Below are 18,966 nucleotides of genomic sequence, written 5' to 3' on the forward strand. Positions count from 1 at the left end.
GGGGTGGCTATTGCTATGCCCGTAAAGAAGGAAACAGCATGCGCTACCGCAAACTATTCATCTCAGTTCTTGCCGCGACCTATCTCATTGCAGCGCCAGCAAACGCCAACGTGGGGACGGGAATGCAAAACTGGTTCGACAGTATGGGCGGATACACTAATTCGACACCTCCATCGTCCTACAAGGGGCAAACCATGAATGGATACTCTGCCGGTGGTTTCTACGCCAGAACGCCGGTGAGATCCTATCAACTGGCGCAAATCAGCCCCCCGTCTCTCGACATCGGCTGCGGGGGTATTGATCTGCACGCGGGCTCATTCTCTTTCATCAATAAAGCCGCGATAACCGCATTGTTCCAAAATATTGGCACCTCCATCAGCTACGCTTTTTTACTGGCCATCAAATCCTCCATGCCGGAAATGGCAAGCCTGTTCGAGTATTTGCAGGATGTCGCCAACAAGGTAAATGGGATGAACGTCAATGCCTGCAAAATGACAGAAGGCATTCCTTTTGTGCAAGGCGCTGACTTGTCAAAAAACATGTCGGCCATGTTCAGCCATATAGCCGGGTCAACCTCGAACATGTTCCCGGATTCGTTCGATTCATGGAAACAAACCAAGACCGATGCTAGTGCCGCCGAAGCTGCAAAAGCCGCAGCGGCCGCCAGCGATCCCACCAAGGCGAATTACTTCAAGCCCGGCAATGTGGTCTGGAAAGCCTTGCAAAATGTCACCGGTATCGACGATGAAGACAGGCGGCTCATCATGAGCATCACAGGCACGATCATCATCACACCGGCTGTACCCGGTGGTGCCAATGGCGGCAGTCAGCCAACATGGCATTACACACAACCCACCAGTATTCGCGTGGAAGATTTTATTGGGGACGACCCGTCAACCGCTTCCACCGGGGTAGATGTTTTTGTGTGTGACACCACAACGGACTGCCTCAATCCAACCGTCCCTGCGATCAAGGTCTCCATCACGCCATTTGTAAAAAAGGTCAGCACATCCATCGATGCGCTGCGCACCGGCATCACGACCCGCGCTATGCAAAACATCAATGACTTCAGAATTGTGGATGCTTCATCGGTTCCGGTGTGGAAGCTGCTCACTACCGCCACAGCGATCAATCAGCCGCAGATAGTCGATTTATACAAACGTCTGATCGCTGTTGATATCGCCTATTCCTATTTCAACGGGCTCATCAGGATGGCCAGCCAATCGCTTGCCAACGCTGAAAGCGGCGCTGTCCCACCGGATGCCCAGACGGCAATTGCTCAATTGCAAACAAGGTTAAGCAATCTGTCGTCACTCGTGCAAACCATGCGCATCGCTGAATACAACAAAACATCTGGCGAGGCCAACCTGCAAAGACAGATACAGCTGATGCACCAGGCAATGGTTGCCGGCATCCCGGCCCAGGCATTCACGTCGATGACCGTCTTTGGGAGTGAGCGGTGATATTTGAAGTTTTTTCATATTGGAATATCAGAGAGCTGGAACTGGTCTTTAATGCGGTGGCCGCAATTGTGGGTAGCGGCGATTATCTTGGCCTGCTGAGAACGCTCGCGCTGGTCGGTCTGCTCGCAATGGCCATGGCTGTGCTTGCCGGATTTAGCCAGCTGCCTGATTTTGGGCGCTGGGTCATCATGCTTGCCTTGTTCAATGCCATGCTGCTTGTTCCTAAAGTCAACGTGGTGATAACCGACCGAACCGGCACTCAGCCATCGGTTACTGTTGCCAACGTGCCTATTGGCCTCGCCGCTTTTGCGCACTCGATCAGTCATATCGGCGACTGGCTGACACGTTCATTCGAGACGACTTTCTCGCTGCCCGCAGACATTCAGTTCCGCACCAACGGCACACTCTTCGGCCATCGTGTGCAGCAGGAGGTGCTGCATACCAAATTCGACAACTCGATCCTGACCGGCAATCTGATGGAGTTCTACCGCGAATGCGTCATACCGGAATACTCGACCGGGTTTGTCGTCGCATCAGACCTGGCAAAATCGAACGACATCTGGACTTACCTCAGCGGCAAGACCAATCCGGGCAGGCTCGTCACAATCCGCACCATTCCCGGCGTGCCGGTACCAACTGCCACAAACGCTTATGGGTGCGATGTCGCCTATACCTATCTGACCGCGCAAATTGTCGCAGTCAACACCCAGCAGATGAATACGCTGGGCAGACGGCTTTATCCAGGACTGCCGACAGCCGCAGCCAATGCGGCAGTTCAGGGGGCGATCCAGACATCAACCAGCTACATGCTCGGCGTTTCCACAACGGCTCTGGATGCGACCAAACAAGCCGCCATGAGCAACTTCATGATTGATGCGCAGTACATGCTGCCAGCGCAACTCGGTGATGCCGCATCCGCTTCAGCCAATCTCGGTCAGGCGCAAGCCATACGCTCCACCTCCGAGAGCTACAAGATGATGTCCAAGATGGCAGAAAGCACCATGCCAAAAGTCAAGAATATCGTGGAGATTGTGCAGTATTCGGTTTTCCCGATCATCCTGTTGCTGGTATTGCTGGCCGGACATAAAGGTGGGCTGGTGTTGAAGGCTTATGTGATGAGTCTTGTGTGGGTGCAGCTGTGGCCACCGCTATATGCCGTCATGCACCTTGTGATGACGATGCACGCCCAGGACCTGGCGGCAATGACCGGCGGACTTGGTTTGTCCATGTCGCAATATAGCCTGGTGAACAATGCCTACATCAGCGATGAAGCCATTGCGGGCATGATCTCGGCGACCGCAATACCCGCCATCGCGGCGGCAATCGTGAAGGGCGGGGACGTGGGCGCACAAGCGATTGCCGGGATGGTATCGCCTGCGCGCGAATCGGAAAGAATTGCCTCTGGCATGTCATCAGGGAATTTGCAGATGGGTAACGCATCACTGGGCAATCAGTCGTTCGATACGATGAGCGGACTGCAACACAACACCCGGCCCACGATACGACAAGGTGGATTCGAGAGCACCGCACAGGATGGCGTGAAGCGGTTTACAGGTACAGACGCGAACGGTAATGCAATGCAGATCAATGATGCGTCTGGCGCGATACATACCCTGCCGACAAAGATCAACCTCGGCAGCAAAGCGTCAGGCGCACTCCAAACTGCCTCCGAAAACTCTGAAAGAACCGCCTTCACCGAATCTGTCGCAGCGCGGGAGGCAATGACCTCTGCGCTAAGTCAAACAGCCTCGTTCGAGAAAGGTCACGGCAAGAGTGCAGCTGCCGGACAACAGGACATGACCAGCTCACAAGCGTCATTCCTTCAGTCTTATAACGAAGCCCAGAAAATCGCCCACAGCTACGCATCGGGGCACGGCTTATCCCAAAAGCAAGAGGCAGAGTTGATTGCATCAGCAAGCGCAGATGCAAGCGGCGGGATCAATATTTTTGGTAACGGAGCAATCGTAAGCGCGGGGGCGACAGTCAAAGGCAAGAGCAGCGCTGGAACGACACAAATGCAGAATGTTGCACACCAGCTCGCCCAGGACAAAGGATTTGAGAATGCCATTTCGACCATGCGGAATGCCGCTCATCAGGACACATTCACTCAAGGCGAAGACAAAACGGCAAAGGCTGCACAGGGGATCAGAAGCAGCTTCGATCAAGCAAAGTCACACGATGAATCAGCTCAGGCCGCCCATGAAAAATCACTTACCTTAAAAGAGGCGGCTTCGCGCACCAAAGAAATGGCTGGCAATTACGATGCAAACTATACCAATGAATTCGTGGGGTGGATGCAAACGCAATCCGACCGCACTGGGCATCGCTATACGGTTGATGATGTCACCGATATGGCACTGCATGATAAAGGCGTGCTGGAGCAATACGCGGATCGTTTTGTGAATGAGCAACTTGTGCCCAAGATAGATCAGGCAATCGAAAAGCCGACAAACAACGTGGCGGGGGGATACGAACAAAACAAAGCAGCCGTGCCGGGAACTGAGGCAGTTACCCATTCCCACGATCGGAACGATGCACGGGTAATGGGCGCAGCAAGAAGCGCGGGGGTTGACCCCAATACGGCATCAGTCAACCAAGTTGCAGGACAGGTGCAGAAAATGACCGGACAGGCTAATGACAGAATCAAAGCGGGGCGGGGTGCCGTTACTAAAGAAGGCAAGCCATTGGAGCAAGATGCAACCAAATTCACCGACCCCGCACGGCAAAACAACATGAGTTTGGCGACGCAGAATGCAACAGCCACAATCATGCCAGCAGGCACGATGTCACTACTAAATAAAGCCGGGTTAGTCAGTGATGAGGCCGGTGTGGCGAAACCTGTTGCCGAAGGTTACAAGGGTTCGACTACGGATGCCATTGTGGATACGGCGCTTGATGTTGGGTTGATGGTTGGGGGAGGGGCAGCCGGCAGGTTTGTAGGCAATGCCGCTGGAAAAATTCTAGGGGAGTCCGCAGGTAAAGCCGCAGAAGGCAAAATGCTTGCCAATGCGACAAAGGTAGATGAGCGCGGCCTGGCAGCGGGTAAAGTTGAGGCTCATGCAGCAGCGGACACAAGAAGAACGGCTGAGCGAGAGTCGGCCAGAAAGGCCGGAGTCAACCGCGAGGCCGAGGTCAATGCAACCCATTCTGTGGCGGGAACAGTAGTTGGCGCGGTCGCAACCAATCAAGCATTAGATGCCGTTAAGAAAGGGGTAAACAAAGCAAATGACCTTGGCAATAAGATTGGAGATAAAGCGAAGCAGGTATTCAAGGATTAAAGTGCAGTAGTTCAGACTTGATCAGGCAAAGTTTGACAGATTATTAACTTCTGCTGCCCAAAAATCCAAGCTTGCTTTGATTTGCGCTTCACGATATCGGACATTGGCGAATTCACGCTAACGGTAGGTTGCCGTCTTTCAGGAGAATTGCCATGAAAGCACACTATTCGGCCATTGCTGCAGGTGGCGTCCAGATGAAAGTACGACCGGTAAGCAGCCTTCAGCGGTCATAGACGCTGAAATCATTCAGAACGGCTGCTTTCTTGAAACGCGACTGCGTGCTCTCGACACACTGCGGTCGGAAGCGCTAACATCACGAACAACTGTTTCGCGCTGTACAGCAGATACTCAACCGCCCTCTGCGGCAAATTTGGGGCGCAGCGGAAAATTTGTCCGACAGTAGCGCCTTGTTATGCATCTTCAAGTTTTACACCGAACTTGTTAACTCGTCTTTTGTTAATTTCACTCTCAGAAGCAATTTTTCGTAGTGCCTGTGTAGCCCGACTAGCAACCTCCTTTTGCTGATAATTAGCGTTACCAAGCTGACCGAATTTCAAACAAGTCGTCACAAAGGATGACAAGTGACTACCAGTTTCAGTTTTAAATAGCTTGTAGTACTCATCGACAGATGTGTTGGCTAACACCACTTCGTCACTTTGGTTCCAGCCATTTTTACCAGCAATTCGGTCTAATACTTGTTTTGCTGTCTCAGTAGTAACAGACTGGTTATATACTTTGTTAAATTTATCTATTACTTCCTGATCTCTAATGTCACCAAAGAAGTTATTCTCCTTCATGTTGAATAGCTCTGCTTCGTATTTTCTATTTTCTATATATAGATCAATTATTTCGGATGCTTTATGTGCTTCACCCAACTCCCTGAACAATGAAACAGTACCGTTCAAATTCAAAGGTGTTATGTATTTACAGTTTTTCTTGAAGCTTTCATACAACCCATTTATGACTTCATCACCATTGTCATTAAATGTGTCGTGATAGAGACGCCAAGCATCAGAGAATGAGTTCTCGGATTTAGAGGCTATTATTTGCTGGTTTTTTGTAGATGCTTTTTCTTTGAAATCTTCTTCAACGAAGTAACCTGTCTTGACAGCTTCTGCCAATAATAAATCTAGTTCATCAGTGAGCTGATAATTGTATGCTTGAAGTGTGGTTTGCCACTTCTTCTGTGGCTCGCTGATTTCTTCATCCCCTATACCGAGTAATGCATAGCCTTTGCTAGTTATAAATTCTAAAGGTGGTATTTCCTCATTCGAGTTTGAGCAGAAATAGCTCCATGCATATAGCACAAGTGAATGTAAAACCTGATCAGCTATTTCCGGCTCAAAGCCTTCAGTCAGATGAAGGGATAGAGTAGCCAATCTCTCGATTTTTTTTAGAATACGAATATTTCGAATACCAAGGCTTGTTGTTAACTCTCTTAGCCTAGAATGATTCGGCGTTTGTTCAGAATAAGCTATCGATGCACATTCTTCTGGATTAGGAGCAAACGCAAGCTCAATATCTATTACCTTTTCACGGTATTTTTCATAATCTTTTAGGCCTCCTTCCTCATCATTTAGAAGCAACACTACCTTACATTTCTTTTGCTCTTTTAGTAATGACACCAACCCCAAAACATCCTTTATTTCTAGGCTTTTTCCTTTTCTTTCTAAATCATCAATACATATTAGAGTGTTATTTAATGACAAGAAAGAAATAGTCTCAATTGCTGGGCTAAATGTTTTAACTATTGGAGCCCCTTTAAAGAGGCTGAAAGAATGTCTACTTAATGATTCGATTAGGCTAGCAGTATTATTCTTGAAAGTTTCAATACTAGCCTCAGTGCCGATAATTTCTCGTTTAACGACATTTTCAAAAATAGTATATTTAAAAGCTTCTAACGTGTTGATACCAAAAAGAGAAACATAAGAGTAGCGTTCGAGTTTTACTTTATTTGTAGAACTAGCCTCTTTAAGAAATTTCTTCCAGCTAAAAGTCTTTCCAACCCCCCACTCACCCTTGATAGCCATAACCTCAGGCTGATCTGAGGATAAAAAATGAAACACTTGATCTTTGATTACCTCAATTGACATTGATGTTCCTTCAAAAACGCATAGCGTGTAGCTGAGGGGCGCGCCGGGACGAACTCGAGCGGAGGGTTATGTTCACGAAACACGGAAACCCACTGGGATTTTGCAGTACCCAAGGATACGCGGCTGTATTTCGCTTTTGTACACGTGTATGTCAGATGGGTTGTCCTTGATACCTTGTTGCTGCAATGTGTCAAACTTAACCGCAAAAACGACGTGATCCTCTTTAACATCATTTCTGATGTGAGCTAAGCAGCTCGAACTCCGTTTAGCATAAGAGACAAAGCTGAGTTTTCCCGTGCCTAGTTCAGTGGCAGAGCGAAACCCTGAACTGGCTATTGAATCGAAATGGCGCATCGGAGTGGCATGGAACAAAACCATTGGGTTGTCTTCCAGAGCCTGCACAAATAGGCAGAATCTATTTTCCTCTGTCAGAAGAATTAATTCCCACCTTTGCATTTCTTTTGGTGCTGACATCATCTGATTTAGTGAACATAACGTAAAATTGAGGGGCTGCGCGCTTTTGCGCAGTCCTTCTCGATGCCGGGTTAGGGCTTATGTTTCTCCTTACTTTAAGTGTGCTAGCCACGCTGCAACGGTTCTTAGTGACGAGACGACCACCGCCCACACCGCCAAAACATAGCCCCGCCGTTCGCGAAGCGACTTCTCCGCATCGAGCACGCGACCCTGAAGATACGGCTCAAGTAAGTTGCCATTTGAATCGTGAATGTGCGTAAGCGAGACGCCGAGTAGTGCCGCATTCTCCATTGAAGGTTGCCCACGAAGAACTGCAAATGTTAACGGTGGCTCAGCCAAGCGACGAAGTGCAACGGCAGTGAGACACGAAGATCCCACCAGCCACGGTAAACACGCTCACCAGCAAGATGGATTCGTCTGACTGTGGACTGGATCGATATTCGCGAATTGCCGCTACTGCGAATAAGCCAGAGAAAAGCAACCAAACGCCAAGTAGAAACCATAGCCCAAACGTTTTCACCAGTGCCATAGATTACACCCTATCATGGATGAGCCCTAACGTTGGAGTTCAACGGCTGCCGAAGACAGTCCGCTGGAACGAAGTGTTAGGAGGTAGCGGATTCAGCAATTAAGGTTTTTTACTCAGAAACCGGAACAAAACGCAGATCATGTATATGTGGAAACACATCGGACCGTTCCAAACGTACAGTATTACTGCCTTCTTTAAGCACAACTTTACCTATTTCAACCCAACGTAAATTACTATTTAACCAATTGCCTGTTGTTCCATTAAGTGCTTGGTCGCTAATAACTGTTCCGTTCAATATTACCTTAACAGGTCGTGACGATGCTGCAGTATAGTTAATCTCCAAGCGGTAAGCACCTGCAGCACTGACCGAGAAATCAAATTCAGCTGCATTTGGTTGACCAATGCAGGGTAAAGCGTTCGCGAGCGTGCCTGGTCCCACTACGCATTGATCTATAGCGACATTTGTTCCGCGAACGAAATCTTGAGCACGAATTACGATAGCCTTTTTAGGCGGTACTGAGTCGCCAGCAGACTCTGGTTGGGCTTGTGGTCTAAAAGAAGGTAATACCTGCCGCACAAGTTCATTGTATGTTGTCTTATCAATAAGTCCGTTTGTGTACATCCGACAGAAACGATACTCAAGGACTTCAAAAGATTGAACTTGAGGCAATGTCTCCCGTATTTTTTCGATCTTTTGTCCGGAAGATATGTTCGCATTTGCGATTTGCCCTAATTTATAGACAGAAGCATCCAGTTTTGCCTCTAGTCCCGAGGTAAGTACCTCTGGTGGTGGCTTAATACATGTTACGCTGTTGCCAACCTGGGTTATCTCTCTTTCTCGATCGCTTGGATCAGTTACGCATCCTGCAATACCAACGGCAATAAGGCCAATTACAATTGTTGTTCTTTTCATTATTTCTCCTTTTGGGACGGATTAAATATTTGTGACTGCACGGTCTAACATAGAGCTAACTGGGGCTGCGTGGCTTTATCGCGCAGCGGAGCAAGGTTGGGCGCCTTTGACTCACAGACCAAGTTTCCGTTTTGACCATTCTTGCCCTGCCGCACCGAGCATGCTTTGCCAACCGTCGAATCTGGAAATGGAACGAATGTAGTTGTCCCAATCCGCGTCGGGAATAGCCGCAAAGTCTTCTTGGGTTTCGACCTTGAATCCGCTCGCTGTGAACATTTCATCGGCGGATGAAAACGACGTGTGTTGCGATACAAAGTCATCGGTAAGAAGCCCTGACACGAGAACGTTGTGTTGACCGTCTAGCGCTTCAGCGTTATTTACGAAGTCATCGAGCTTGTTTTGCAGTTCGTCAAGTCCTTCGATCTTGAACATTGAGATTCCTTTCTTTGAGCTTAAGCGTGTAATTTATGGCTGGTTAAGGCGCTCAACAGTTATTCAAGAGACCAATGGGGACCAGACATTTATTAATATAGAGACGGCTAGCATAATAGCCTACCTTATTGATGATATGCCCGGAATTGTCACTGAGCTGTCATTCATGTTTCGTAATAACCGCTCTCAAGCAGACACTGGCGACGTGCAGCTCACATCTTTGGAAACCGTATACGACTGACCATAAGTGAGCCGGAAATCGCAAACAACAGTACTAACGGATGAAGCGTGAAGCCAAGAAACACGATCTGTCCGAACCAGAGAGACTCCCCCAATGCACCTTGTGAGGCAGCCCATGCCATCAACAATACCAACAGCAGCGACGTTGGGATCGGAGTTCCCTCGAAGTGTGTCACTTTGCCTTCGCCCTCAGACAGTGCCTCGGCCGTAATGTTGTAACGCGCCAAGCGAGATACTCCACATGCAACAAAATAGGCCAAGACAATACGGTCGTATAAGCCCTGCATGCCGCAACCGTACCCAATCACGGCTGGTGCTACGCCGAAGGAGATGACATCAGCGAGAGAGTCGAGCTCACGACCCATTGCAGAAGTCTGCTGTCGCCACCGAGCAATCCGTCCATCCAAGACATCGAAGATTAGCGCGGCAAGAACCATCCCGCAAGCAAAGTAGACGTGCCTGACGTAGGTGGTTTGCAAATACGTCAGCATAGAAAACAATGCCCCCGTGCCACAGACAGCATTTGCCAGCGTGAACCAATCGGCAAGATGAAACTCGCGAATCATTGAGAAAGACTTTTTCAGTTTATGTGTCTTCATGGCGGACATAAATACGGGTATTAGCTGGGCCCATTGTACTCATATCACCGCTCATAGGACTGGCAATCAAAAGGCAGAATTGGCACAGGGCAATCATAGCGCCATGCTACCGCAAAGCTGTCATTAGGGGGGGGCAGCGGCATACGGCGAGCAAGGGAGCGACTGACCGGAAGGTCAGCCGCGAACCGTTGGTTATATCTCGGTTTGTTCGGAAATCTCCAGTGCATCGTCAACTTCTATCCTCAAGTACCGCAGGGTGCTTTCCAACTTCGAGTGCCCCAACAACAGTTGTACTGCCCGAAGGGTTTTTGTTCTCCTGTAAATCAGAGTGGCCTTGGTTCGGCGCATCGTATGCGTACCATAAACAGTAGGGTCAAGGCCAATAGAGGCAACCCATCTATGTACGATTCTGGCGTATTGCCGCGTTGAAATATGCAGAGAATTCTTCAGGCGACTTGGAAACAAGTACTGCTCCAATTTGAGATTAGCCTTGGAAATCCAAGCAGAGACCGCATTTCTGGTATCTTCCGTCAGCTCAAATTGCACAGGCCGCTGCGTCTTTCGTTGAACGATAATCGCCCGCGATAACATCTGGTTGCCATGGGCAACATCGCGAACCCGCAGGGTAACAAGATCGCAGCCGCGATGCTTGCTGTCGATGGCCAAGTTAAACATTGCCAGGTCACGGATGCGTTTGCCGAGTTGCAGATGGATACGAATGGCCCAGATGTCTTTCAGCTTCAGTGGTGGCTTCTGCCCGATCAGTTTGCCTTTATTCCAGGGTTCACGGGATTGAGAGGTTTTCATTTCAGACTCCTTGTTGATTGAACGGAATCTGATTCTGCGGCTTCGCTTTTGTCGGCGTCCGCTTTGGTATAAAGTCACACTATGAGTGCTGGGTGCCAATTGCAGTCCTTCGAGAATATTCTTTAAAGCGGACATACGTATGAGTGCGCTGATGATCAATAGTGTCTGGCTTTCACCATCTTCAGCGCCCATCCTTAACTGCGCACAAATAAACAATTTCGCATCACAACGCATCAAGCGGACTGGAGACTTTTTTCGTAACCTCCAAAACATGCGTATATAGCATCGTGGTTTGAAGATTGCGGTGCCCAAGCAAAAGTTAAATCGTCCGAATATCGGTTCCAGACGCGAGCAGTTGAGTAGCAAATGAATGCCTCAGCGTGTGAACTGTTGCGTGCTTCATGATTCCTGCGCGTGTCACCGCCTGACGGAATGCTCGCTGGATAGTCTAAGGTGATACGTGCCATCGGGCCTTTCGCCCGCTTTGACCCCATTGGCGTCACACCGTTGAAGGAAATATGAATTGCCAGGCAAGGGATTCAGAGGCTTTCGGATACTTTCGTTCGAGTGCACCAGGCAAGGGCGCCAATCCGGCACCTCGGTTTCGGTCATCGGTATGCAATTCTGCAACTCGCATCAGGTGAGCCTGCAAGTCAGCTTTCAAGCTGACAGGAAGAACTGTGGTGCGATCTTTTGCACCCTTGCCGTTTCGAATTGAAACGATTGACGAAGCAAAATCAATATCTTTGATGCGCAAGGTGAAGCACTCCTCAACACGCAACCCCGATCCAAACAGTAAGCGCGCCATTAATGCAGTCGAGCCAGACATATGCGCCAAAACTGCTGAAACCTTCTCTGGGGACATTACCACAGGAATACGCTGGTGCTGTTGAATGCGATTGAAGCCGGGCATTTTATTGAGGTGTGTTTCCAGTACATCACGATAAAGAAATACGAGTGCGTTGAGTGCTTATGCTTGTGTTGAAGCGGATACTTCCCGTTGCACAGCCAAGTGATTTAAAAACTGAGCTATATCACCTTCCCGAAGTTCTCTTGGATGACGTTTATTGAAATGGAGGATGAACTGGCAAATCCAGAAACGGTAGGCTTCCTCTGTCCGTTTGTTTAAATGTCTGCGACGGCACACCTTATGAATTTGATCCATTATGTGATGCGGATGGGTGTTGGAATTGGCTTGGTGGGGGTAGGCAGGGGTGGGGTGACCCCATAAGTGTAGCTCCTTGGTTGGTGGTTAAAATGCGCAAGATTATACAAAACTGGTCTGCCTATACTATTATGCATATGCGGACAGGAAATAAAGGTGATTTACAATTAATCAATAGGTTATTAAAATAATGCGCGCCTCACTATTTTTGATATACGGACCGGTGCGTCCGTCTAATACCTGTTAGGTGTATTGTATTCACGGGTGCCGTTTGGTACAAATTGGAAAGGCGATCAAACAGAATCACAATTTTCTAAAAAGGGGGCAACGCAAAATGATAGTAGAAACCGCAGCCGCATTCGTATCAACGATTTCCGCACTCTCGTCGGTAGTTAAAGCCATTACTGCCGCAAAAAAGTTTTCCGATGACGCTCTAGCACTTTCGGAGCGTATTTCGATTACACGTGAACCGCAGAACAATTCTGTTCGCGCGTTGGCAGCAACGACTATTGATGACGACTTCATCAAAATAGCCACTGAAAATATCCAGCGCGCTCTGGAGCGCCTAAAAAAAGATTGGCGTGATCCATCCGTTACGCAAGCAGGAAAAGACTCTTCGCTTGAAGCTGCTAGTTATGTTATCTGTAGCGAACTACGCAGGATCAAGACACTAAACGGAAATGCACTCCCTGGAGATGATCGCTTTCACGAGTTGTGGGCAAGTCATGGGTGCCCCTCAATATAAGATGCACCAACACCTAACCCTACGCTTAAGCGGGACTGCGCAAAAGCGCGCAGCCCCTTAGCTCCACGTTATGTTTTTCTAGAGGCTTGGATATGGATATAGGATTTCTAAAGTTAATCTTGGCATATTCACTTGTTGCTGTATTTGTTTTTACAGCAATGGTAACCAGCTTATCCTTGATTGGTTGGGCAAGGTTCATTGACCAAGATCAACAGAAGACACTTTTCAAAGTCTTGATAGTCGAGGTGGCTATTGTTTCAGTTGGCTTCTTTGCTAATCTCTTGGAATTCAATCCAGCGACAGCAAAAAACCAAATAGTTGCTGGTGCCTTTTCTGATAGGAAGCAGCAGTTCACTACAAAACTCGCATTGGCCAGAAAAAAATATGAGGATGGAGATCTTCAAAATGCCTAAACCTTGGTTAACAACCTGTTCAGATCAAGCGAATTGGCCGAGTACTTTCCAATTAGAGACTTATTTATTTTGAATGGTGATATTTCCAAGAAAGGGATTTCTTAATTGAAGCTATTGAGTCTTATGGCCCTGCACTAAAACTTGATCCAAATAATATAGAAATAATGGTTAATGCTGGAGACGTCCAAAGACAATTACAGAACTACGAGGCAGCAGAGAAATTATATGAGCGTGCCATGAGTTCCCAATCTCAAAACTGGAACGTTCTCAATGGCTATTACAACTGTCTTCGGAGATATGCAGCATTTCTTGCTGATGAATATCCAAAAATATCCGATTTGAAATTTCAAAAAGCTTCGGAAATTTTTAGCCAGATGAAGAGTGTGTCATCTGATGCTACCCAAAAGCGGATATCAGACGTTGCCAAGGGTAGGTTGTACTGGGAATGGAAACGTTACGATGTCGCACACGTGACGTATCAACAGCTTATCGTTAAATATTCAGAGGAGAATAGATTTAAAGAAGACTTGGCTGCAATATTGGTTGAAATGAAAGAATATCACGAAGCTAAATTGCTATTTGCAAGACTTACAATACAGAAAAACAATCGAATAAAGTATCGTGGTTCGTTGGCTCAGGGTACGCCGAGGCCGCCAGCAAAGACACATCAGATACAAATGAACTACATACCGCTTTAGATGCTGGACTGCTTGCCATTTCTAACAAAACTGATGATCCTTTCTCATATTACGCGGTAGCCATGGTCTATAAAAAATTAGGCAAGGGTAATGACGCTATCAGTTATCTCCGTAGAGCAGAGTCGCAAGCAGCAAGCAGAGATACCAATATGCACACGTATGATAAGACACGGCATTTGATGTACAAGAAAAAATTACTTGAATGGGGTGTAAAAACATAACCTTTCATTCGAGAGCGACGCCGCAAAAGCGCGGCGCTCCTCAATTTAACGTTGAGATTGTAGAAAAACCCAAATCCACCCAAAAATCCCCCTCACGATCTGCCATAATTTCACTGCGCGATAAAACAAAGGTGGATGTGACATGGCACGGTTCAAACCGATACACAAAGGCTTAAAACTACTGCCGGTCGACTTTGACCGGCAAGTCATTCCGGGCAGTTTCGAATATGCGTTATGCCACCTTGTCGATCGCGAGCTTGATCTCTCCACCTTTCATGCACGCTACAAGAATGACGTCGAAGGCGCATCAGCCTTCGACCCGGCAGTGCTCATCAAGATTATCCTGCTAGCCTACAGTCGCGGCATCATCCACAGCCGCAAAATTGAAGCGGCCTGCCGCGAGAACGTGCTGTTTATCGCCGTCTCGGGAGACAGCCAACCGCACTTCACCACACTCGCAGCCTTTGTCTCAAACATGGGCGATACCGTCGCCAAACTGTTTGCACAAGTCTTGCTCATATGCGACCGCCAAGGCTTGATCGGACGCGAGATGTTTGCCATCGATGGCGTCAAACTTCCCGCCAATGCCTGCAAAGCGAAATCGGGCACCCGCGCCGATTATCAGCGCCAGCTCGACAGGATGGAACTTGCCACCACGCAGATGCTGGAGAAACACAAGAACGCCGATACCGCATCGACAGACGATGCGATCATCAAGCGCGAAGCCCGAAAACTGGAACGCCTGCAAACAGAAGCGCAGCAACTGCGCGACTTTCTCAAGAAGAACCCGGAAGATCGCAAAGGCAGCAAGGGCAGCATCCGCCTATCCAACCGCACCGATAATGAATCGGCTAAAATGGCCACCAGCAAAGGCGTAGTTCAAGGCTATACCGGCGTGGCGACCGTCGATGAAAAAACACAAATCATCGTCGACGCGCAAGCGCATGGCACGGGCTCTGAGCAAGAGCTGCTGCTGCCGGCGATCAAAGCGACTGCGACATTACGCAACGCCGACACGGTGATTACCGCCGATGCCGGCTATCATTCAGAAGCCAATCTCAAAGCATTGGCCGGGCAGCAGATCAATGCCTATGTGCCCGACAACGGATATCGCAAGCGGGATGAACGCTATGCCGATCAATACGTGCATGCTGCCAAGCCCGATCCGCTGTGGAACAAGACCGGACAAGCAAAAACCGCCAAATGCTTCAAGCCTGCCGATTTCCATTTGGCAGATGACCACTCGCACTGCGTTTGCCCCGCCGGAAAGCATCTCTACAGCAATGGATCGAATTGCACGATCAATGGATATGTGGCGCTGAAATTTAGTGGCGCCAAACAGGATTGCGTGCCGTGCGAGCGGCGTCAAGAATGTTTGCGCACACCCGAGAAAACCCAGACACGGCAGGTTGCTTTCTTGCAAGGCAAACGCGATGCCCGGGAAAATCATATCGAACTGATGAAGGTGAAGATCGATTCTGAAACGGGTAAAGAAATGATCACGCGCCGCTTTGCGACGGTGGAGCCGGTGTTTGGCAACCTGCGTGGCAACAAGCGGCTGCACCGCTTTACGTTACGCGGAAAAGCCAAGGTGGATGGCCAGTGGAAGTTGTACTGCATGATGCATAACATCGAGAAGCTGGCGAATCATGGTTATGCGAGATAACGAAGCTGAATAAGGTATTCTCGCCTCTTTATCACACGAATAGGCTTGCCAGGTCAGCCGGATTTGCAGTGGAAATATTTTAGAAAAACAGGAAGCAGAAAATGAAGACATCGGTTTGGTTTGAAAAAATTCCACCCAATGCTGAAGCAGGTGTTCAGAATGGGGTTTTTCTACAGCGTCGTTGGGCACCTTCAATTACCTATTGGGAAAGTGCAATGCATAAACTATTGTTTGCCATCTCACTGACTTTTTCACTTGTTGCAAATGCATTAGGGGAGTGTCCAAAGGGTTACCAACCGTACGCAAATCGCTGCGTAACGCAAAAAATGGCTGATTACATTTCCTGCGTTGAAGCTACCGGCGGAAATAAGCAGGAAATTACTGACGAACTCTCACGGGTAGATGGAAACAAAACTGGTGGAAGTCTAAGTGCTTCGGGAGGCAACAAGATAGTGAAGGGTGCTGGCGCAATAACTTTGGACAAGAAATCCGAATCTACGATAGTGAAGAGGCTAGAAGCCAAGTGGTTTGCCGGCAGTATGAGTGAATGTGCGAAGGCTCTCAAATTACAATCTACAAGTAGCGTACCTCCTGAAGTGAAGAAAACCCTTGATAGCCTCGTTTCGGTAAAGCTCGACTTGTGGCGCGATCGCTATGGGATCAGTAGTGTGTCGGGTGGAGCGTGGATTGTTATCGACCTTCTCGACGGCAAGCCAAAAGTCGGATTAAGTCCTTGGCTGTACAGGGTTGAAGAACGTTATAAAGCCTTGAAGGCATCTAATGTGGCACTGGATGCCAGTTGGATTTCTAGCGACGTGAAGGGCGATGAGTATTTGGAGATCAATTCTCTTACCTCTCCCAAGAAGAACTGGGATTTGATCCCAGAAGGCGAGTCTGAAAAGTTTGTGGACGAGCTTCTCTTTCACTCAAAATATATCCTTTTAGCTACAAACGGCCAGAAGCATGGCTTATTATTGTCTCCGTTTAGTTTTAAAGCGGAGGCAACTTCAGTCAAGATTTACTTTGACTCTATTACCAACAAGCCTAATAAGATCGAAGGTTTTGCTCAAGGGAAGGGAGAGTTCACACCTATTCCCGGTCAGTTTAACAATTGGGTTGATTTCTATGGTGCCACGTTGATTACTAGGCAGATATTCTTGTCTTATCCACTTCCAGAAGCTTTCACTTCGGTGGAATACCGAAGTATTACTTTTGATATAAAAGGAAATAACTGGAGCCCATCCGCTACGTTTGCAGAGCATACAGGTGCTGATTTATATACGGATAAGCTTCGCTCTTTGATTGTTCAGAACGCCGACTGGAGAACACTGGGCCAAGTACCAGGCGACTATCCCGGCAAGCGCCTTGCGCTGTATGGGCTTCCGCCAAAGCCTTGGTAATGCCCGTTACTAACTTTGGCATGCCCAACGAGACCATGAAGTAATTGCCGGGAACCAGCTTTTGCGACTGCTGGTCTATCCAGCGTTGCGACTCATGCGCTTGGCAGTGCGGGCAGTGGCGATGTCCACAGGAGTGCGGCAAATAGCTTTGTTCGGTGCAGTCATCGCAGGCAAGTTCCATCCTGGGGCTCATGCTGCTACGGCAAATTCGAAAGGCACTCAATGCCGCCAATTGGCTGGGTAACAGGCGATGGCCATGTTGTGCGATCAGCTCGGCTGCATAGGTGTCAACAATGAGTGCCAGCCGGATCATTTGACGTTGCCCCAGCCGATTGATATCTGGCCTACCAGCGCATTGATGCGGTCTGCGGCGTTATCTTTGGTATGGTCGGTGAGGTGGGTGTAACGGAGGGTGGTGAGAATGGATTGATGCCCGAGGATTTTTTGCACTTCCAGCAGATCAACGCCTGCTTCGATCAGGTGGGTGGCATAACTGTGGCGCAAGCTGTGTGGCGTAATTCTTTTTTTAAACCGCAATCGCGGGTGACCTGGCGCAAGGTGGTCTGGATGCCACCACGATCCAGCGGGGTGGTGGCCAGGTGGGCTTTTTTGAGTCCGCACTTCCTGGTTGGGGAAGAGCAATGCGGGGTTGCGGTGGGTCTGCCAGAAACGGCGCAATATCTGCAAGGTGTTTTCCGGCAACGGGACAAAGCGGTCCCGATTGCCTTTGGCTTTACGCACCTGCACCCGCATGCGGTCCGCATCAATGTCCCCGACTTGCAAACGCAACCCTTCTCCCAGCCGTAACCCCAGGCTGTACAGGGTAAAGAAAAACACGCGGTAACTGAGCACCCGCGTGGTCATGAATATCTGTTGGGCCTGTGGCACGGTAATAATATCCGGCAGTGTGTGTGACTTGGGCGGCTTGACCAAATCTGCGCCCGGCCAGGGTTTATTCAATACTTGGGCGTAATAAAACTTCAGCCCATACAGGTCATGTTTGAGCGAACTCCAGGATAGCGAATTGACGATATGTACGAAATAATCGGTCAACTGAAGCCTAGTCAAATCATCAATCCGATAATCAAAATAGTCCCCGGCTCGACGTACGCCGTGTGAATAGAGTGCGATGGTTTTTGGCTGCATCCCGTGCAACTTCAAACGATTGAGCAGACATTGATAATTGCACGCAAAATGCGCTGGAAATTCTGATGTCATTACGATTCATCCTCATGGTAAAGTACAAAGAAATCCCTTTCGGGGTGAGGATGAATTATGTTATTTAAGCTGGCTGCTGAGGGATGTTTCCCCGCGATAGCGGCTTCGTTCAACCCTACGTTCGAGCGGGACGGCGCAAAAGCGCGCCGCCCCTTACTTTTACGTTAGGCGTCTCATGGCAACACCTGAACTCTTCCGATCCTGGGCCCGAACTGAAACCTTTTTGCGAGATGCCAGAGCACATCTCACGCAAATCGCAGAGGCGGAATTCGCCGATGGCATGCGGACTTTGAGGAGTTCATTGAACACAATGAACTCGGCCTCGCATTCGATACGCTGGAGTCCATCGCTAATGAGAGTCGCTGGGAGTCGCAGCGAGTTACTGGCGCTCGCAGCGGCCAACATGGGACTTCACGATAGGTAGCATGTCCTCGATGAGCAACTCAGCAAACTGAAGGGTTGGAATTATGAAACTTTGCTCCCAAACGGAGACGCCTAACCCTTCCATCGAGGGGATGCCCAAAAGGCACGCCTTTCGGTCACCCCTCATGTCAAACGTTGAGGCTGTAGAAAAACCTGAATTCGCTAAAAAATTCACCTCTTGATCTGCCA

General features: G+C 48.8%; 18 protein-coding genes and 1 pseudogene. 7 read left to right on the top strand and 12 right to left on the bottom strand.

Features of this window, described 5'->3' with window-relative positions:
• The first annotated feature begins 38 nt into the window (after nt 1-38).
• The gene (locus tag MJ768_RS14120) at nt 39-1,463 is read left to right on the top strand and encodes a conjugal transfer protein TraH (RefSeq protein WP_239292616.1); all 1,425 of its coding nucleotides are present in this window, start codon (nt 39-41) and stop codon (nt 1,461-1,463) included.
• Nucleotides 1,460-4,741 (top strand): conjugal transfer protein TraG N-terminal domain-containing protein, encoded by a 3,282-nt coding sequence (locus MJ768_RS14125; RefSeq protein WP_239292618.1) that lies wholly within the window; start codon nt 1,460-1,462, stop codon nt 4,739-4,741. The genes MJ768_RS14120 and MJ768_RS14125 overlap by 4 nt, the downstream gene beginning before the upstream one ends.
• A gap of 410 nt (nt 4,742-5,151) precedes the next feature.
• Here MJ768_RS14125 and MJ768_RS14130 read toward each other — a convergent pair whose 3' ends face one another.
• From MJ768_RS14130 to MJ768_RS14165, 9 genes are all read right to left on the bottom strand, one after another.
• Nucleotides 5,152-6,834 carry a KAP family NTPase gene (locus MJ768_RS14130; protein WP_239292620.1) on the bottom strand — a complete coding sequence of 561 codons (1,683 nt, stop codon included), beginning with the start codon at nt 6,832-6,834 and terminating at the stop codon, nt 5,152-5,154.
• A gap of 805 nt (nt 6,835-7,639) precedes the next feature.
• On the bottom strand, nt 7,640-7,837 hold the full coding sequence (locus tag MJ768_RS14135) for a hypothetical protein (protein ID WP_239292622.1): 198 nt from the start codon (nt 7,835-7,837) through the stop codon (nt 7,640-7,642).
• A gap of 109 nt (nt 7,838-7,946) precedes the next feature.
• Nucleotides 7,947-8,750: a hypothetical protein gene (locus MJ768_RS14140; protein WP_239292624.1), complete on the bottom strand. Its 804-nt coding sequence runs from the start codon at nt 8,748-8,750 to the stop codon at nt 7,947-7,949.
• A 111-nt stretch (nt 8,751-8,861) separates the two neighbouring features.
• Nucleotides 8,862-9,182, bottom strand: a complete 321-nt coding sequence (locus MJ768_RS14145; protein ID WP_239292626.1) for a hypothetical protein — start codon at nt 9,180-9,182, stop codon at nt 8,862-8,864.
• A gap of 212 nt (nt 9,183-9,394) precedes the next feature.
• Nucleotides 9,395-9,988 carry a CDP-diacylglycerol--serine O-phosphatidyltransferase gene (gene pssA / locus MJ768_RS14150; protein WP_239292628.1) on the bottom strand — a complete coding sequence of 198 codons (594 nt, stop codon included), beginning with the start codon at nt 9,986-9,988 and terminating at the stop codon, nt 9,395-9,397.
• A 225-nt stretch (nt 9,989-10,213) separates the two neighbouring features.
• A complete protein-coding gene (locus MJ768_RS14155) occupies nt 10,214-10,828 on the bottom strand; it encodes a tyrosine-type recombinase/integrase (protein WP_239292630.1) in 615 nt (204 codons plus the stop codon).
• Between the two features lie 319 nt (nt 10,829-11,147).
• On the bottom strand, nt 11,148-11,273 hold the full coding sequence (locus MJ768_RS15245) for a tyrosine-type recombinase/integrase (RefSeq protein WP_305855938.1): 126 nt from the start codon (nt 11,271-11,273) through the stop codon (nt 11,148-11,150).
• A 54-nt stretch (nt 11,274-11,327) separates the two neighbouring features.
• On the bottom strand, nt 11,328-11,741 hold the full coding sequence (locus MJ768_RS14160; RefSeq protein WP_305855937.1) for a tyrosine-type recombinase/integrase: 414 nt from the start codon (nt 11,739-11,741) through the stop codon (nt 11,328-11,330).
• A 57-nt stretch (nt 11,742-11,798) separates the two neighbouring features.
• Complete coding sequence (locus MJ768_RS14165) at nt 11,799-11,993, bottom strand: site-specific integrase (RefSeq protein WP_239292632.1); 195 nt, start codon at nt 11,991-11,993, stop codon at nt 11,799-11,801.
• Between the two features lie 334 nt (nt 11,994-12,327).
• On the opposite strand from MJ768_RS14165, the gene MJ768_RS14170 reads away from it, so the two are divergent.
• The 5 genes from MJ768_RS14170 (at nt 12,328) to MJ768_RS14190 (ending at nt 17,136) form a co-directional block, all read left to right on the top strand.
• Nucleotides 12,328-12,738: a hypothetical protein gene (locus MJ768_RS14170; RefSeq protein WP_239292634.1), complete on the top strand. Its 411-nt coding sequence runs from the start codon at nt 12,328-12,330 to the stop codon at nt 12,736-12,738.
• A 92-nt stretch (nt 12,739-12,830) separates the two neighbouring features.
• Nucleotides 12,831-13,151, top strand: coding sequence for a hypothetical protein (locus MJ768_RS14175; protein WP_239292636.1), 321 nt, complete (start codon nt 12,831-12,833; stop codon nt 13,149-13,151).
• A gap of 113 nt (nt 13,152-13,264) precedes the next feature.
• Nucleotides 13,265-13,849, top strand: coding sequence for a tetratricopeptide repeat protein (locus MJ768_RS14180; RefSeq protein ID WP_338140755.1), 585 nt, complete (start codon nt 13,265-13,267; stop codon nt 13,847-13,849).
• 363 nt (nt 13,850-14,212) lie between these two features.
• The gene (locus MJ768_RS14185) at nt 14,213-15,736 is read left to right on the top strand and encodes a transposase (RefSeq protein WP_239292638.1); all 1,524 of its coding nucleotides are present in this window, start codon (nt 14,213-14,215) and stop codon (nt 15,734-15,736) included.
• A gap of 101 nt (nt 15,737-15,837) precedes the next feature.
• Complete coding sequence (locus MJ768_RS14190) at nt 15,838-17,136, top strand: hypothetical protein (protein WP_239292639.1); 1,299 nt, start codon at nt 15,838-15,840, stop codon at nt 17,134-17,136.
• A 16-nt stretch (nt 17,137-17,152) separates the two neighbouring features.
• Here MJ768_RS14190 and MJ768_RS14195 read toward each other — a convergent pair.
• From MJ768_RS14195 to MJ768_RS14205, 3 genes and pseudogenes are all read right to left on the bottom strand, one after another.
• Nucleotides 17,153-17,449, bottom strand: a pseudogene (locus MJ768_RS14195) (transposase zinc-binding domain-containing protein); the annotation flags it as partial.
• Nucleotides 17,446-18,354: a tyrosine-type recombinase/integrase gene (locus MJ768_RS14200; protein ID WP_239292640.1), complete on the bottom strand. Its 909-nt coding sequence runs from the start codon at nt 18,352-18,354 to the stop codon at nt 17,446-17,448. The gene MJ768_RS14200 and the pseudogene MJ768_RS14195, both read right to left, overlap by 4 nt.
• 379 nt (nt 18,355-18,733) lie before the next feature.
• Nucleotides 18,734-18,966, bottom strand: a 233-nt coding sequence (locus MJ768_RS14205) for a hypothetical protein (RefSeq protein ID WP_239292641.1), incomplete at its 5' end; no start/stop codon positions are given.

It is taken from the genome of Candidatus Nitrotoga sp. 1052 (assembly GCF_927312905.1).
In the GTDB taxonomy this organism is placed as follows: Bacteria; Pseudomonadota; Gammaproteobacteria; order Burkholderiales; family Gallionellaceae; genus Nitrotoga.

Bases quoted from the DNA above. Each gene is read 5' to 3' on its own strand.
- MJ768_RS14120 (WP_239292616.1), top strand. From the start codon at position 39: ATGCGCTACCGCAAACTATTCATCTCAGTTCTTGCCGCGACCTATCTC.
- MJ768_RS14130 (WP_239292620.1), bottom strand. From the start codon at position 6,834: ATGTCAATTGAGGTAATCAAAGATCAAGTGTTTCATTTTTTATCCTCA.
- MJ768_RS14135 (WP_239292622.1), bottom strand. From the start codon at position 7,837: ATGGCACTGGTGAAAACGTTTGGGCTATGGTTTCTACTTGGCGTTTGG.
- MJ768_RS14140 (WP_239292624.1), bottom strand. From the start codon at position 8,750: ATGAAAAGAACAACAATTGTAATTGGCCTTATTGCCGTTGGTATTGCA.
- MJ768_RS14145 (WP_239292626.1), bottom strand. From the start codon at position 9,182: ATGTTCAAGATCGAAGGACTTGACGAACTGCAAAACAAGCTCGATGAC.
- pssA (WP_239292628.1), bottom strand. From the start codon at position 9,988: ATGATTCGCGAGTTTCATCTTGCCGATTGGTTCACGCTGGCAAATGCT.
- MJ768_RS14155 (WP_239292630.1), bottom strand. From the start codon at position 10,828: ATGAAAACCTCTCAATCCCGTGAACCCTGGAATAAAGGCAAACTGATC.
- MJ768_RS14160 (WP_305855937.1), bottom strand. From the start codon at position 11,741: ATGCCCGGCTTCAATCGCATTCAACAGCACCAGCGTATTCCTGTGGTA.
- MJ768_RS14165 (WP_239292632.1), bottom strand. From the start codon at position 11,993: ATGGATCAAATTCATAAGGTGTGCCGTCGCAGACATTTAAACAAACGG.
- MJ768_RS14170 (WP_239292634.1), top strand. From the start codon at position 12,328: ATGATAGTAGAAACCGCAGCCGCATTCGTATCAACGATTTCCGCACTC.
- MJ768_RS14175 (WP_239292636.1), top strand. From the start codon at position 12,831: ATGGATATAGGATTTCTAAAGTTAATCTTGGCATATTCACTTGTTGCT.
- MJ768_RS14185 (WP_239292638.1), top strand. From the start codon at position 14,213: ATGGCACGGTTCAAACCGATACACAAAGGCTTAAAACTACTGCCGGTC.
- MJ768_RS14190 (WP_239292639.1), top strand. From the start codon at position 15,838: ATGAAGACATCGGTTTGGTTTGAAAAAATTCCACCCAATGCTGAAGCA.
- MJ768_RS14200 (WP_239292640.1), bottom strand. From the start codon at position 18,354: ATGACATCAGAATTTCCAGCGCATTTTGCGTGCAATTATCAATGTCTG.